Origin of the sequence: Mesorhizobium sp. B1-1-5, from assembly GCF_006443065.1 — a bacterium.
GTDB lineage: Bacteria > Pseudomonadota > Alphaproteobacteria > Rhizobiales > Rhizobiaceae > Mesorhizobium.
This window is the reverse complement of the sequence record NZ_VFWS01000044.1, coordinates 1-14,991: the sequence shown is the minus strand read 5'-3', so window position 1 is coordinate 14,991 and position 14,991 is coordinate 1. Positions and strand designations below refer to the sequence as shown.

The window sequence follows — 14,991 nt, the reverse complement described above, 5'->3', positions numbered from 1 at the left end:
TCGGCCGCCTGGGCGACCTATTCAGCCGCCTGGGCGAGCGGCTGAAGCGCCGGCTCGGCGGTCGGTTCAATTTCGTCTTGCCGAGGCGCGTCGTCGTGCGCCTTGGCAGGTTCCCTTTCGCCACGTTCGCGCAACTGCTCGATCACGGCGTAGAAGACAGGCACGAAGACCAGCGACAGGATGGTCGCCGCCACCATGCCGCCGAAGACGGTGGTGCCGATCGATTGCCGGCTGGCAGCACCGGCACCCGTCGCGAACATCAGCGGCAGCACGCCGAGGATGAAGGCGAAGGCGGTCATCAGGATCGGCCGCAGTCTCAGCCTTGCCGCTTCCATCGCCGCTTCGACGATGGTGAGACCCTCCTCGCGCCGGCGTCTGGCGAATTCGACGATCAGGATCGCGTTCTTCGCCGCCAGGCCGATCAGCATGACGAAGCCGATCTGCGAGTAGACGTCGATCTGCATGCCGCGCAGCATCAGCACGATGAAGGCGCCGAACAAAGCGAGCGGCACGGCCAGCAGCACCATGAAAGGCATCGCCCAGCTTTCATACTGCGCCGCCAGGATCAGGAACACGAAGACGATCGCCAGCCCGAACACAACAGAGGCGATCGATCCGGCCTTGAGCTCCTGGAAAGTGATGCCGGTCCATTCGTAGCCGAAGTCGCGCGGCAGCACATTCGCCGCCGCCCGCTCCATGGCCGCCACCGCCTGTCCGGACGAGAAGCCGGGGGCAGCGCCGCCATTGATCAGGGCCGAGGCGTTGTTGTTGTAATGCGGCACGGTCTCCGGCCCGACGATCGGCACCAGTCTGCCCAGCGTGCTGAGCGGCACCATGCCGCCCGACGCGTTGCGCACATAGAGCCGCGAGATGTCGGTGGCGTCGGCGCGCGCGTCCTTGTCGGCCTGGATGGTCACGCGGAAGGTGCGGCCAAACAGGTTGAAGTCGTTGACGTAGAGCGAGCCGAGATAGATCTGCAGCGTGTTGAAGACGTCCGGCAGGTTGAGGCCGAGCAGCTTCGCCTTGCTGCGGTCGAGGTCGTAGTTGAACTGCGGCGTCGAGGTCGAGAAGGATGAGAACAGCTGCTGCGGGTTGAGCTCCGGCTGCTTGCGCGCCTCGGCGAGCAGCGCCTGCGTGACGTCGTTCAGCGCCGCACTGCCGCGCCCGGACAAATCCTCGACCTGGAACTCGAAGCCGCCGGTGGTGCCGATGCCCGGGATCGAAGGCGGGTCGAAGGAGAGCGCGAACGCATCCGGCATCTGCAGAAGCTTGCCGCGCACCTGCTCGACCAGTTTCGAGGCGCTCTGGTCAGGACCGCGTTCGTCCCATGGTTTCAGGATCGCGAACTCCACCGCCGAATTCGACTGGGCGGCGCTGGTCAGGAAGTTCAGGCCGCTGATCGAGCCGACGATGTCGACGCCGGGCGTGTTCTGCAGGATATCGCGCGCCCTTTGCGCCACTGCGTCGGTACGCTCCAAGGAAGCGCCGTCCGGCAGCTGGATGACGACGAAGAAATAGCCCTGGTCCTCCACCGGAAGGAAGGTCGAAGGCAGTTTCTGCCAGACGAAATAGGTGGCGACGAGGCCAGCCGCGAACAGGACGAGCATGGCCCAGCGCAGCTTGATCAGGAGGCGCACGCCATGCGCATAGGCATGCGACAGCCAGTCGAAGCCGGCGTTGAACCAGCGGAACAGCACGAACTGGGTCTCGCCGCGATGGCGCAGGAATGCCGCGCTCAGCGCCGGCGACAGCGTCAGCGAGTTGAAGGCGGAGATGCCGACGGAGATCGCGACGGTCAGCGCGAACTGGTTGTAGAGCCGGCCGGAGACGCCCGGGATAAAGGCGACGGGAACGAACACCGCCATCAGCACCGCCGTGGTGGCGATGATCGGCCCGGTCACCTCGGCCATCGCCGCGCGTGTCGCGGCAAGCGGCTTGAGCCCGGCTTCCAGCTGTCGCTCGACATTCTCGACCACGACGATCGCGTCGTCGACGACAAGGCCGATCGCCAGCACCATGCCGAGCAGCGAGAGCATGTTGAGTGAGAAGCCCAGCATGTACATCACCGCCAGCGTCGCGATCAGCGAGACGGGAATGGCGATGGTCGGGATGATGGTGGTGCGCCAGCTCTGCAGGAAGATGAACACCACCGCGACGACCAGCACCAGCGCTTCGCCGAGCGTGATCAGCACGTCATGCATCGAGGCCGACACGAAGCGCGTCGTGTCGTAATGCATGGCGTAGCTGACACCCTTCGGGAAACGCTGCGACAGCTCCTGCATCTTGTCCTTGACCCGCTGCTGCAGGTCGAGAGCGTTGGAGCCGGGCATCTGGTAGACGGCCAAAACCACGGTCGGGTCCTTGCCGAAGAAGGCGGAGGAAGAATATTGCAGCGCGCCGAGCTCAATGCGGGCGACGTCGCGCAGCCGCACAAGCGAGCCGTTCTGCGAATTGGCCCGCACGACGATGTCGCCGAATTCCTTCGGGTCGCTCAGGCGGCCCACCGCATTGACCTGCATCTCGAAGGCGGTGCCGGCAGGCGCCGGCGACTGGCCGATCTTGCCGGCCGCCACTTGCACGTTCTGTTCGGCGATGGCGTTCTGCACGTCGACAGCGGTGATGCCGAGATTGGCAAGCTTGTCCGGATCGAGCCAGACGCGCATCGAATAGCGGCGCTCGCCGAAGATCTGCACGTCGCCGACGCCCGGCAGGCGCTTCAGCGGATCGACCACCTGCAGATAGGCGAGGTTGCTCAGCGCCACCGGATCGACCGAGCCGTCGGGCGAGGTCAGGTCGACGATCAGCACGAAATTGGGGTTCTGCTTCTTGATCGTCACGCCGCCCTGGTTGACGATGGCCGGCAGGGAGGATGCCGCTTGGCTGACGCGATTCTGCACGTCGACGGCCGCCGTGCTCAGCGGATAGCCGACGTCGAAGGTGATGGTGATGGTGGACGAGCCGTCATTCGAGCTCGTCGACGACATGTAGGTCATGCCTTGCACGCCGTTGATCTGCTGCTCGAGCGGGGTGGTGACCGTATCGGCCACGACCTGGGCGCTGGCGCCCGGATAGTGCGCGCTGACCACAACCTGCGGCGGCGTGATGTCGGGGAACTGCGAGACGGGCAAGAGGAAATAGGCGATCGCACCGGCGAGCACCATGATGATGGCGATCGCCGACGCGAAGATCGGGCGGTGGATGAAGAAGTTCACCATGATGCGGACGCCTCGCCGAACGGGTTTGCGAAATGGCGCAGGCGCCGGGCCCGGCCGGAGCCGGAATCCTGCAGGAAGGATGGCGGGATGTTGCCCGGCACCTGGTCGGCCGCGCGCTGGCGCAGCATCCGTTCGAAGGCTTTGGGGTCGATCCCGTCCGCCTTCATCACCAGCCGGATCATCGGATCCCGGATGGCTTCGTCGATCGTCAGGTCTTTGCGCTTTTGCATAGGAGTGGCTCCTTGCTCGGTCCGCATCGCTTGATCACGGACCGCTTTTTCTCGTTCTTCACCGGCCGAAGCCGCATGACAGGCAGGTTTTGCGTCCCATCTCACTCTGGCAGGGCTATCGGAGGGCCTTGTCGTTTGACGGCGAGTGATATAGGTGTTACCAGTAAGTAACATGCTGGAAGTTACAGACCGGTAACACCCTAGTCAAGAGGTGGCGACGGTTTTTTTGGAAACGACGAAAGGAGAGCATGATGACTGACGGCGTTGCGGAGCGTTCCCGTCCCCGGGATCGAATCCTGGAGACGGCGCAGGACATGTTCCACAAGCACGGCATCAAGGGTGTGGGCGTCGACGCCATCACCGAGGCTGCCGGCACCAACAAGATGACGCTTTATCGTCACTTCGAGTCCAAGGACGAATTGATCGTCGAATGCCTGCGCGCAACGGCGGCGAAGGCTTCGAGGATCTGGGACGAGTTCGAGGCCAAGCATCCCGGCGATAAGCTCGCCCAGTTGCACGCTTGGGTCCAAAAGGCTTCGGAGCTGCTGAGCGCCGACAGCCGCGGCTGCGATATGGCCAATGCCGCCGTCGAGCTCACCGAGACCGATCACCCGGCAAGGCGCGTCATCAAGGAACTGAAGGAGGCCCAGCGCGAGAAGCTGGTCGCGCTTTGCCGCGATGCTGGCATCGGCCAGGCCGAGCTTCTCGCCGACACGCTGTCGCTGCTGCTCGAAGGCGCGCGCGTCTCGATGCAGAGCGTCGGCGCCGAAGGTCCGAGCGCGCAATTCGTGCGCATGGCCGAAAGCCTGATTGCTTCGTTCCGGGCGCGCTGATCTCCGAGGTGGCCCTTTTCAGCCGCCCTAAGAGGGGGACGACGCGCCCCGGCTAGTGGCACTGCACAGGGGTTTTGACCGGTCGGCTTCAGTCGGCTCTGTTTTGCGTTCGCAGGTGGCACGCGTTGGAGATTGGCCGAAACGCCTACCCTTCGTCATTCCAGCGCGGAGCAAGGAGCGAAGCGACGCGCGAAGACCCTGGAATCCATGCCGTTACCTTCGCCAGAACGTGCAACGGAGCAGAATTCTGCACCGTGGCGCCGCTTCGAAGTCACGGAATGGATTCTATGGTCTGCGCCGCGTCGCTACGCTCCTTGCTCCGCCATAGAATGACGATGTTGGGGCGGCTTCAACCAATCTCCAGCGTTTGCGCTGATTTCACGCAAATGAACGGAAATCTTGCACCAAGACAAACGGCAACCTTTCAAAATCCCTGTGTCGGGGGGAAAAGGCCATTTGACGAAGATGGAGAATGTCCTGAAGGCTTACGTTATGGCGCACCGGCACTCCGAGAGCGGTGGGGTGAGGGGAAGTTGCGGGCAAAGAAAAGCCCGCTGCCGGGAGGAGGTGGCAGCGGGCTCGATTTCGAATACGGCACGGGAGGAGGTGTACCGCACTCAGCGTCGGCATCACATCTGGGAGGAGGAGACGGCCGACACCCAGATAAATACGAGGTGCCTAACGATTCGGCAATTGCGAAACCTGCATAGCTGCTGTGCAGAATTGCGGGATCAATCGTCAGACAAATAAGCGAGCGGCGTGCCCCGCGCTACTGCACCGGCACGTTTTCCTTGAAGATCAGCCGTGGCTCGATGAATTTCTTCGTCAGGTATGGCGCCGATGAGGCGATGGAGCCGAGCAGGCGGATCACCGACTGCTCTGCGATCAGCCGCGCATTCTGGTCGATGACGACGTCGGCGAGATCGTCGACGAGATAGCGGCGCGTTTCCTTGGTCAGGTCGTGGCAGATGAAGACCGGCTTCCTGCGTGGCTTGGCTTCCAGCAACGCCTTGGCAACGCCGGAGCGTCCGGCGCCGACGCAATAGATGCCGAGCAGATCCGTTTCGTCGTGCAGTGCCTTGACGGTCGCGCGGTAGCTGGCGTCCGGGTCGTCATTGCTTTCGGCCGCGCTTGAGACCGTGAGGTCGGGAAATTCTTCGGCGAGCACCGAACGAAAACCCATCTCGCGCTCCTCGTGGCCGCGATAGGAGCGCGAGCCGACCACCATCGCCAGATGTCCCCTACGGCCGCCGAGGAAGCGGCCCATCAGCAGCGCCGCCGTGCGGCCCGCCACCCGGTTGTCGATGCCGACATAGGCCGAGCGGGGCGCGGCCGGCACATCCGAGATCAGCGTGACCAGCCTGATCCCGGCATCGACCAGCTCGCGCAGGATGTTGCGCGTGCGCGGATGATCGATGGCGATCACGCCGACGCCATTGGCCTTGAGCGACAGGTTCTCCACGGCACTCTGCAGCGCGCCCGGCGAAATGCCGGCAAGGTTATGGATGCGGCAGGAGGCGACCAGCGGCAGGCGCGCCGCATAGTCCTCGATGTGATGGGCGAGATCGGCCATGAAGGCGTTGGAGCCGATCGGCAGGAAGAATTCGAGATGCGCCGGCTTCGACGGCAGCACGACCTGGTCGAGCGTCGGCAGATAACCGAGCTGCTTGGCCGCCTCCAGCACGCGCTGCCGGTTGGCAGCGCTTGCACCCGGGCGATTGTTGAGCACCCGGTCGACGGTCGCGGTCGACAGGCCGCAGCTCCGGGCGATGTCGGCTACGGTGGCTTTCATGGGTCCAGTCATAGGCGCTGATGCAATCCTGTGCCAGCAGCGGGCGTGAAGCGGCTGCCGGCCGCCGATCCGCCTGCCGGTCAGCCCTCAGCCATGCTGCGGACCGTCTGCGATGGCGTCGCGGATTTCCTTGTCCGACATGCCGGTGATGACGCGCTCGACCTCAGCGACCGTCGTCTTTTTCGGATCGATGTCGTCGGCCACCACCTTGCCCCGGCGCATCACCACGATGCGGTCGACCACCTGGAAGACGTGGTGGATGTTATGCGCGATGAAGATGCAGGAATGCCCTGAATCGCGGGCGCTGCGCACGAAGCTCAAGACCCCTTGCGTCTCGGCGACGCCGAGATTGTTGGTCGGCTCGTCGAGGATGATGAGATCGCTGTCGAAATGCATGGCGCGGGCGATCGCCACGGCCTGACGCTCGCCGCCCGACAGCGAGCCGATCGGTGTCGTCGGCGGGATGTTCTTGGTGATGCCGACCTGTCTGAGCAGGTCGCGCGCCACCGTGTTCATCGCGTCCTGGTCCATGCGGTTCAGGAAGCGCGGCGCCTTGATCGGCTCGCGCCCGAGGAACAGGTTGCGCGCGATCGACAGCTGCGTGACCAGCGCCGAATCCTGGTAGATCGTCTCGATGCCGTGGGCGATTGCGTCGCTGGTGCTGCGCAGCGTGACCTTCTTGCCGCGGATGAAGATGTCGCCGCTGGTCAGCGGCACGGCGCCCGACAACACCTTGATTAGCGTTGACTTGCCGGCGCCGTTGTCGCCGAGCAGGCCGACGATCTCCTTTTCATTGACGTGGAAATTGGCGTCCACCAGCGCCTGCACGCGCCCGTAGGACTTGCGAATATTTTCCATGCGGATGAGAGGCTCAGCCATCGTCTTAAGTTCCCGCCTGGTGCCGGCGTTCGAGCCATGAGTGCAGCGCCATCATGCCGAGGATGATCGCGCCGATGAAGATGTTGTAGGCGAGCCCAGGCACGCCGATCAGCACGATGCCGTTGCGCATGACGCGCAGGATCAGGATACCGAGCACGGTGCCGATGATGGTGCCGCGCCCGCCGGTCAGCGCCGTGCCTCCGATCACCACCATGGCGATGACCTCGAGCTCGTAGCCGGTGCCGCTGTTGGGGTTGGCCGCGGAGGTGCGCAGCGACGAGATCACGCCGGCGAGCGAGGCCATCACCGCCGACAGGACGAACAGGCCGACCTTGACGCGGCTGACGTCGACGCCGCGCGCGCGGGCCGCGTTCGGATTGCCGCCGGCGGCCTGGATCCAGTTGCCGGTGCGGCTCTGCGTCAGCACATAGCCGAGCACGATCGCAGCGCCGATGAACCAGAACAGCGAGGCGTAGATGCGGAAAGGTCCGACATAGAAGTCGCCGACCAGGATGTTCGCCAGCCAGCTGCCTTCCGCGCTCCAGGTGCGCTGCGGGAAGCCGTCGGTGATGAACAGCGCCGAGCCGCGCACGACAAGCAGCATGCCGAGCGTCACCAGGAAGGAGGGGATCTTGAGCTGGGTGACAAACCAGCCATTCACCAGCCCGATCAGGGCAGCGACGATCAGCGCGATCAGCAGGCCCATCTCCAGCGAGGTGACGCCGCTGTTGAAGAGCGTCCACATCAGCACCGGCGAGAAGCCGAACAGCGAGCCGACCGAGAGGTCGAATTCTCCGGATGTCATCAGCAAGGTCATCGCCAGCGCGATCAGGCCGAGCTCGACGGTGAAAGCCAGGATGTTCGAAATGTTCTGCGGCGACAGGAAGTCGGGATTGATGCCCCAGAAGACGACGAGCTCGACGATAAGCAGCACCAGGGGGCCGAATTCCGCTCGAGCGATGAAACTTTGAATGAAGGAACGGTTTTCCATTGAGCCCGCGGCGTGAATGATTGGCTAAAGCCCACTCCGATCAGGCAGGGCTCGACGGTACAGGAAAGCGGCCGCGGCCCGAAGGCCGCGACCGTAGATGTCAGGGATTACTTGCCGGACAGGATCTTATCGTAGACGCCGGCGGTGTCCTTCTCATAGAGCGCGCCGGTGATGACATTGAAGCCTGGAGGAATGCCGCTGGCCGCCATGTTGGCCAGCGAAAGCGCCACATAGCTGGTCGCCTGCGGGTCCTGCCACTGCCCGGCATTGACATAGCCGTTCAGCACTTCCTGCGTGGTGTCGAGCGAGTTGCCCCAGCCGACGACCGGGATTTCGCCCGGCTTGACGCCGGCTTGGTCGAAGACGCGCTTGATCGAGCCGGTGACGAGGTCGCCGAGGCCGATGATGGCCTTCACCTTGCCTTTGTGGGCGGTGAGATAGTCGACCATGCGGTTGATCACTTCGGCCTGGTCGAGCGTCGCTTCGGTCACCTCATAGGTGATGCCGGCCGGTCCGAACACGCTCTTGATGCCTTCCTCTTCCTGCACGCCATAGGTGGCACCGGGGACCTCGACCGGCATCCAGACGAAATCGCCCTTCTTCACCAGGCCTTTGTCGACCAGATATTGCGCCCAGTGCTTGCCGAAGGTGACGTTGTCGCCGCCGACATAGGCGTTGAAGTTGGCCTTTGGATCGGGCGTGTTGAAGTTGATGATCGGGATATTGGCCGCGCGCGCTTCCTTGACGATCTCGACAAGGCTGCCCGGATCCGGACTGGTGGTGACGATGCCGTCGGCCTTGGCCGAGATGGCGGCGCGGACGGCCTCCTGCTGCGAGGCCACATCGCCATTGTGGAACGAGGTGTTCACCTTGTTGCCGGTGTCGCTCGCCCATTGCTTGGCGCCGGCCAGGAAGTAGGTCCAGACCGGATCGGCCGGGCCGCCATGCGAAATCCAGTAGAACGTCTTGGCCTCGGCCATCGCCGGAATGGCGAGCATGGCGATCAAGCCAAGCACGAGCAGTCTTAGCCGCGAAAGCATTCGATTTCCTCCCATGTTGAACTCTCCTCCTGGATCGGCGCGATGTGGCCTTGGCTGCATCTCCTGCCCGCGCCGACCGGAACGTCTAGAGCATTCTCTTTTTCAGGCAGTGGCAAGCCTCCATCGCCAATGGATGTTGGCACAGGCGCTCGCGCCATCAGCAATCCCATCAGATTGCATCAGCAGCAGTGATATTCGTTGGGCAAACAACACCATCGACCATCCGCTGCGCGGATTGGCCTCCAAGCAACCGCCCTTCCGGTGCGGCGTTAGATCAGACCCGCTTTGGCCAGGTCGCGCATCAGATGGCTGGCGCCGTAGGTCCAGTGCGGGCAGTCCGGCGACAGCCGTACGCGGTTGGTGAGCGCGCCGAGCTTTTCCGACGAGATGGTGACGATGTCGCCGACCTTGTGGGTAAAGCCCTTGCCCTTCTCGCCGCGGTCCTTCGAGGGCACGAACATGGTGCCGAGATAGAGCGCCAGCCCGTCCGGATACTGGTGGTGCGGTCCCATCGCCGCCTTGACCAGCTCTTCCGGCGAACGGCTGATTTCGGCCATCGAGCTCGCGCCCTCCAGCGAGAAGCCGTCCTCGCCCTCGACGCTGAGCCGCACCGTGGCGCGCTTCACGTCGGCGATGGAGAAGGTTTCGTCGAACAGCCGGATGAACGGCCCGAGCGATGCGGAAGCGTTGTTGTCCTTGGCCTTGCCGAGGAGCAGCGCCGAGCGTCCTTCGACGTCGCGCAGGTTGACGTCGTTGCCGAGCGTGGCGCCGACGATGCGACCCGAGCTATCGGCGATCATGGCGATCTCAGGCTCGGGATTGTTCCAGGTGGAGACGGGGTGCAGCCCGACATCGGCGCCGAAGCCGACGGAAGCCATCGGCTGGCATTTGGTGAAGATCTCGGCGTCCGGGCCGATGCCCACTTCGAGATATTGCGACCAGGCGCCGCGCGCGATCAGCTTGGCCTTGATCTCCATCGCTTCCGGCGAGCCGGGCTTGAGCTTCGACAAATCGTGGCCGATCAGTCCGGCGATGTCGGCGCGGATGGCGTCGGCCTTTTCGGCCGAACCGCGCGCCTGCTCCTCGATGACGCGCTCGAGCAGGCTGACGACAAAGGTGACGCCGGAGGCCTTCACCGCCTGCAGGTCGACGGGCGACAGCAGGATGGGCTTCCCGGCGTCACGTTTGGCCTCGAAGCTGTTCGCCGCAATTTCTTCCAGCGCGCCGATCGCCTTGCCCTTGGCCGAGCGCAGATAGTCAGCCGGATCCTTCAACTCGCAAAGATCGCGCACCGTAGGCGCCGCGCTCGAGGTGATGTCGATCACCTCGCCGTCCCGCACCGTCACCACCAGCGGATGAGAAGCGGCGCTGGTCTTGGCGCGGCCGACGAAAATTCCATCGGCGGGCAGGCGGGTCGGATCGGTCATGGCATCATTCCTCTCAATTTTTCGCGCGCGGCACTTTTCCCCGATTTCGCGGAAACGTCTATCCCGCCAGCCGCAACATTTACGACCATGCATGTGCTGTCACACAGCCACGGCCGAACTGGCCCATCGAACACGCTTTCAAATTTATGAAATCGAAAATAGAATTTTCACAGGTGGTCAAACCTTAGGTGATCCGTGCCGGCAGCCTTCTCCGATCCGATTTGGTGCAAGCCCAAGACCGCCCCGGCATTCCAATCCGGCTTATCAGCCGACGGTACGCTGGACGCGGTCATCGTCGGCGGCGGCATCATGGGGCTGTCGACCGCGCTGCATGCGGCGTGCGCGGGCCTTTCCGTTCAGGTGCTGGACGCCGGCGCGATCGGGCAGGGCGCTTCGGGCCTCAATGGCGGCCAGGTCATTCCCGGCCTTAAATACGATCCGGAGTGGCTGATCGAGCACTTCGGCAAGGAGCGCGGCGAAGCCCTGGTCGCGTTCGCCGCCGCGACGGCCGATGCCGTGTTCGATGTGATCCGCGACGAGAGGCTGGCGGTGCCGTTCACGCGCAACGGCTGGATCCAGGCGGCCCACACCGAAACCGCCCTGAAGGCAGCGGCGAACCGGGATCGCCAATGGCGCTCGCGGGGTGCCGACGTCGAGCTGCTCGACCGGGCCGGGATTGCGGGAATGACCGGCGCCCGGGGTTATCTGGGCGGCTGGCTCGACCGCCGCGCCGGCGTCATCGATCCGCTGTCCTACACACTCGAGCTCGCCCGCGTCGCGGCGGCCGCCGGCGCCAGCATCGCCGAGCAGCAGCGGGTGGTGAAGCTTGCCAAGGATACCGGTGTCTGGCGAGTTTCGACGCAAGGCGGCGCCGAACTGCAGGCCAAGTCGGTCGTGCTCGCCACCAACGCCTATACGGACGGCCTGCTGCCGGGCCTTGCTCAGACGATCGTGCCGCTGCATTCCTTCCAGATCGCCACCGCGCCGCTTCCGGCCGAGCTTGCCGCAAGCATCCTGCCGGGCGGGCAGGCCGTTTCCGATTCCCGTCGCATCCTGGTCTACTACCGCCGGACTCCCGATGGCCGGATGGTGCTCGGCGGTCGCGGCCGCATGGCGCTGCCTTCAAGCGCCGCCGATTGGGCACATTGCGAACGCGCGCTCACCCGCCTCTATCCGGCGCTTGCCGGCATCGCCATCGAGAAGCGCTGGTTCGGCCGCGTGGCGCTGACGCCGGACCACCTGCCGCATCTGCATGAGCCGGAAAAGGGCCTGCTGGCGGTCGTCGGCTGCCAGGGCAGGGGCGTCGGCCTGATGAGCGCGCTGGGCAAGCGCATGGCCAACTACCTTGCAAGCGGCGACGTGCGGCAGTTGCCATTTCCGCTGTCGCCGATCAAGCCGATCCCGTTCCACGCTTTCCGCCAGGTCGGGGTTGCCGCGGCAATCACCTGGTACCGCATGCTCGACGCGTTCGAACGCTGACGCCGAATGCGTGCAGCGCACAAGCGAATCTGCTTGACAGTTTCATGAATATGAAAAAACATCAGGCGATTTCAAAAATCCGAGCCAACAGGCACTTCGATGTCGACCATCGCCGCAACACGGCCCTTGCCGGAAAACCGCATCTCGCCGGTCTTCCGTTTCGCCATGCTGCTGCCGGGTGGGCTGGTCACCTTCTTCCTCATCCTGTTCGCGCTTGGCCTGGTGGTCTTCCTCGCCTTCAGGGGCAATGACGGCTCACTGCTCGGGGTTGGCCTGACGGTCGAAAATTTCGTCACCGTCGCCACCGATCCGCTCTATTGGACGGTGACGCTGCGCTCGCTGGTCATTGCCGGCCTCGTGACGCTCGCCACCGTCGTTACCGCCTATCCGGTCGCCTACTATCTCGCCTTTCATGCCGGCCGCCGCCGCAACCTGCTGCTCTTCCTGGTCACGCTGCCGTTCTGGACCAGCTACCTTTTGCGAGTCTTCGCCTGGAAGATCGTGCTTGCCTATAATGGCGTTCTGAACTCGGCCTTCATCGAGACCGGCCTTTGGAAGGAGCCGACGCTCGCCTTCCTCAACACGCCGGCCGCGGTGGTCGTCACGCTCGCGCACGCCTATGCGCCCTTCGCCATCCTGCCCATCTATGTGGCGCTGGACACGATCCCCAAATCGCTGCTCGAAGCCGCGTCCGATCTCGGCGCGCGGCCGTTCACCAGCTTTCGCCGCGTCGTGCTGCCCAATTCTATGCCGGGCGTTCTGGCGGCGGCGCTCGTCGTCTTCGTGCCGACGGTCGGCGACTATGTCACGCCGGCCTTGGTCGGCGGTCCGGCCAGCACCATGATCGGCACGCTGATCCAGTCGCAATTCGGCAAGGCCAATGACTGGCCGTTCGGGGCAGCCCTTTCGGTCTGCGTCATGCTGGTCATCCTGTGCGTGGTGCTGGTCGCGCGCGGCGCCGACCGCCGGTTCGGCAGCCGCACATGAGCGCCCGGGCTGACACCAATAGCGACGGCCGCTGGCTCGGCGTCTACGTGCTTGGCTATCTCGTCTTCCTCTATTTGCCGGTGCTCTTGATCCCGCTGTTTTCCTTCAACAACTCGATCCAGGCGGCGTTTCCGCTGCAAGGCTTCACGCTCGAATGGTACCGCACGCTTTACGGCAACCCAGCACTGTCCGGCGCCCTGGCCAACAGCCTGGTCATCGGCGTCATCGCCGCCTTCGGCGCGACGCTCTGCGGCATCACCGTTTCCTATATGGACCTCTACGGCCGCTCGCCGATCGCCGCCACCATCAGCGCCGTCGCTCGCCTGCCGATCCTGATCCCCGGCGTCATCGTCGGCATCTCGCTTTTGATCCTGGTCAATCTGATCGGCCTCGGCCCATCGCGTGTTTCCATCGTGCTCGGCCACATCCTCGTCGCGCTGCCGACGACCGTGGTGGTGATGCGCAGCCGCTTCGCCGCCATCCCGAAGACGATCCGCGAAGCGGCGCTCGATCTCGGCGCTTCCGACTGGACGACGTTCCGGCGCGTGATGCTGCCGCTGAGTGCGCCCGCCGTGCTGTCGGCTTTCATGCTCTCGTTCCTGATTTCCTTCGACGAGTTCATCGTCGTCTTCTTTCTCGCCGGCACCGAGCCGACGCTGCCGCTCTACATCTGGAGCCAACTGCGCTTCCCGCGCTCGCTGCCGACCGTGATGGCGCTCGGCACGGTGATCCTCACTGTCTCCTTCATCATCGCGAGCACAGCCGAAATCCTTCGCCACCGCGGTCTTGGAACTGCGCGCCGCAATCCAGCCTGAACCACAACAAAGAAGAGGAGAACGAAAATGACAGTCCACCTGAAATCGATCGCCAGACACAAAGCCCGGGCTGGCCTTGCCGCGCTGGCGCTTGCGCTGTCGTCGACAGTCGCTCTTGCCGCCGACAAGCTGCAATATTTCACCTGGTCGGGCTACGAGCTGCCGGACTTCAACAAGAGCTTCCTTGCCGCGCATCCCGATGGCGTCGAGGCGACGATCTTCGGCGACGATGACGACGCCTTCACCAAGGTCAAGGCCGGCTTCCGTCCGGACATCGCGCATCCCTGCTACGACAAGGTGGCGCGCTGGAACAAGGAGGGCCTGCTGCAGCCGATCGACACCAAGCGCATCAAGAACTGGGATTCGATCTTCCCGGTGTTCAAGAACCTGGCCGACCTGCAGGCCGGCGACGGCAAGGTGTGGATGGTGCCGTGGGACTGGGGCAACACCTCGATCCTCTACCGCACCGACCTGGTGAAGAACCCCGAGGCGAGCTGGAACCTTCTGTGGGACAAGCAATATGCAGGCCGCATGGCGACCATCGACGCCGTGCACGACACGCCGATCGTCGCGGCCCTCCTGGCGGGTGTGAACCCCTTCGACATGACGCCGGACCAGATGGACAAGGTGGCCGAAAAGCTGCGCGAGCAGCGGCCGCTGCTGTCGAGCTATACCACCGACATGACCTCGGTCGAGCAGGCGCTGGCCAGCGGCCAATTGGTCGCCGCCATGACCTGGAACGCGTCCGCCACCTCGCTGAAGAAGCAGGGCGTGCCGGTCGAGTTCATGAAGCCGAAGGAAGGCATGCTGACCTGGGCCTGCGGCTTCGTCATGCTGAAGGACGCCAAGAACGTCGACCTCGCCTATGACTTCATCAACAGCCGGCTCGATGCCGACTCGGGCAAATTCCTGATCCAGTCCTACGGCTATGGCAGCTCGCTCTCGACCGCATTTGCCGGCGTGTCCAAGGAGGAGCTGGAGAAACTGCAGCTGCCTGCGGATCCGGATGTGATGCTGAAGACCACTATCTTCACCGGCCCGATGAAGCAGAATGACGACGTGGCAAAGATGTTCGAGAAGGTGAAGGCGGGGGGCTAACTAGCTCCCCCTTCTCCCCTTGTGGGAGAAGGTGGATCGGCGCGCAGCGCCGAGACGGATGAGGGGTGATCCAGGGAACGCCGACGTCTCATTTCGCTGGAGCACCCCTCATCCGTCGCCTTCGGCGACACCTTCTCCCACAAGGGGAGAAGGGGGAGCCTGGCGGCGCTGCGCCGCACCGGTGAAGAGACTAAGCGAGGACCAT

At 64.1% G+C, this 14,991-nt stretch carries 12 protein-coding genes; 5 read left to right on the top strand and 7 right to left on the bottom strand.

Features of this window, described 5'->3' with window-relative positions; genetic code table 11:
• Positions 1–17 precede the first annotated feature (17 nt).
• Positions 18–3,215, bottom strand: a complete 3,198-nt coding sequence (locus tag FJ980_RS15625; RefSeq protein WP_140544162.1) for a multidrug efflux RND transporter permease subunit — start codon at positions 3,213–3,215, stop codon at positions 18–20.
• Positions 3,209–3,445 (bottom strand): hypothetical protein, encoded by a 237-nt coding sequence (locus FJ980_RS15620; protein WP_140544160.1) that lies wholly within the window; start codon positions 3,443–3,445, stop codon positions 3,209–3,211. The genes FJ980_RS15625 and FJ980_RS15620 overlap by 7 nt, the downstream gene beginning before the upstream one ends.
• A 251-nt stretch (positions 3,446–3,696) precedes the next feature.
• On the opposite strand from FJ980_RS15620, the gene FJ980_RS15615 reads away from it, so the two are divergent.
• Complete coding sequence (locus tag FJ980_RS15615; protein ID WP_140544202.1) at positions 3,697–4,278, top strand: TetR/AcrR family transcriptional regulator; 582 nt, start codon at positions 3,697–3,699, stop codon at positions 4,276–4,278.
• A gap of 769 nt (positions 4,279–5,047) precedes the next feature.
• Here the strand turns inward: FJ980_RS15615 and FJ980_RS15605 are convergent.
• The 5 genes from FJ980_RS15605 to FJ980_RS15585 all read right to left on the bottom strand — a co-directional run bounded on the left by FJ980_RS15605 (position 5,048) and on the right by FJ980_RS15585 (position 10,407).
• Positions 5,048–6,070 carry a LacI family DNA-binding transcriptional regulator gene (locus tag FJ980_RS15605; protein WP_140544158.1) on the bottom strand — a complete coding sequence of 341 codons (1,023 nt, stop codon included), beginning with the start codon at positions 6,068–6,070 and terminating at the stop codon, positions 5,048–5,050.
• Between the two features lie 87 nt (positions 6,071–6,157).
• Positions 6,158–6,949: an ATP-binding cassette domain-containing protein gene (locus FJ980_RS15600; protein ID WP_140544156.1), complete on the bottom strand. Its 792-nt coding sequence runs from the start codon at positions 6,947–6,949 to the stop codon at positions 6,158–6,160.
• A 4-nt stretch (positions 6,950–6,953) separates the two neighbouring features.
• Complete coding sequence (locus FJ980_RS15595; protein ID WP_140544154.1) at positions 6,954–7,940, bottom strand: ABC transporter permease; 987 nt, start codon at positions 7,938–7,940, stop codon at positions 6,954–6,956.
• 107 nt (positions 7,941–8,047) lie between these two features.
• The gene (locus FJ980_RS15590) at positions 8,048–8,980 is read right to left on the bottom strand and encodes a substrate-binding domain-containing protein (protein WP_140544152.1); all 933 of its coding nucleotides are present in this window, start codon (positions 8,978–8,980) and stop codon (positions 8,048–8,050) included.
• Between the two features lie 269 nt (positions 8,981–9,249).
• Positions 9,250–10,407 carry a fumarylacetoacetate hydrolase family protein gene (locus tag FJ980_RS15585; protein WP_140544150.1) on the bottom strand — a complete coding sequence of 386 codons (1,158 nt, stop codon included), beginning with the start codon at positions 10,405–10,407 and terminating at the stop codon, positions 9,250–9,252.
• 195 nt (positions 10,408–10,602) lie between these two features.
• Between FJ980_RS15585 and FJ980_RS15580 the strand changes: the two genes are divergently transcribed.
• The 4 genes from FJ980_RS15580 (at position 10,603) to FJ980_RS15565 (ending at position 14,786) form a co-directional block, all read left to right on the top strand.
• Positions 10,603–11,886, top strand: a complete 1,284-nt coding sequence (locus tag FJ980_RS15580) for an FAD-dependent oxidoreductase (RefSeq protein WP_140544148.1) — start codon at positions 10,603–10,605, stop codon at positions 11,884–11,886.
• 99 nt (positions 11,887–11,985) lie between these two features.
• A complete protein-coding gene (locus FJ980_RS15575) occupies positions 11,986–12,873 on the top strand; it encodes an ABC transporter permease (protein WP_140544146.1) in 888 nt (295 codons plus the stop codon).
• The gene (locus FJ980_RS15570) at positions 12,870–13,688 is read left to right on the top strand and encodes an ABC transporter permease (protein ID WP_140544144.1); all 819 of its coding nucleotides are present in this window, start codon (positions 12,870–12,872) and stop codon (positions 13,686–13,688) included. Before FJ980_RS15575 ends, FJ980_RS15570 begins: the two co-directional genes overlap by 4 nt.
• Positions 13,689–13,715: 27 nt before the next feature.
• Positions 13,716–14,786, top strand: coding sequence for an ABC transporter substrate-binding protein (locus tag FJ980_RS15565; RefSeq protein WP_140544142.1), 1,071 nt, complete (start codon positions 13,716–13,718; stop codon positions 14,784–14,786).
• Positions 14,787–14,991 lie beyond the last annotated feature (205 nt).

Coding starts and splice junctions, on each gene's coding strand:
- FJ980_RS15625 (WP_140544162.1), bottom strand. CDS start 3,215: ATGGTGAACTTCTTCATCCACCGCCCGATCTTCGCGTCGGCGATCGCC.
- FJ980_RS15620 (WP_140544160.1), bottom strand. CDS start 3,445: ATGCAAAAGCGCAAAGACCTGACGATCGACGAAGCCATCCGGGATCCG.
- FJ980_RS15615 (WP_140544202.1), top strand. CDS start 3,697: ATGACTGACGGCGTTGCGGAGCGTTCCCGTCCCCGGGATCGAATCCTG.
- FJ980_RS15605 (WP_140544158.1), bottom strand. CDS start 6,070: ATGAAAGCCACCGTAGCCGACATCGCCCGGAGCTGCGGCCTGTCGACC.
- FJ980_RS15600 (WP_140544156.1), bottom strand. CDS start 6,949: ATGGCTGAGCCTCTCATCCGCATGGAAAATATTCGCAAGTCCTACGGG.
- FJ980_RS15595 (WP_140544154.1), bottom strand. CDS start 7,940: ATGGAAAACCGTTCCTTCATTCAAAGTTTCATCGCTCGAGCGGAATTC.
- FJ980_RS15590 (WP_140544152.1), bottom strand. CDS start 8,980: ATGCTTTCGCGGCTAAGACTGCTCGTGCTTGGCTTGATCGCCATGCTC.
- FJ980_RS15585 (WP_140544150.1), bottom strand. CDS start 10,407: ATGACCGATCCGACCCGCCTGCCCGCCGATGGAATTTTCGTCGGCCGC.
- FJ980_RS15575 (WP_140544146.1), top strand. CDS start 11,986: ATGTCGACCATCGCCGCAACACGGCCCTTGCCGGAAAACCGCATCTCG.
- FJ980_RS15570 (WP_140544144.1), top strand. CDS start 12,870: ATGAGCGCCCGGGCTGACACCAATAGCGACGGCCGCTGGCTCGGCGTC.
- FJ980_RS15565 (WP_140544142.1), top strand. CDS start 13,716: ATGACAGTCCACCTGAAATCGATCGCCAGACACAAAGCCCGGGCTGGC.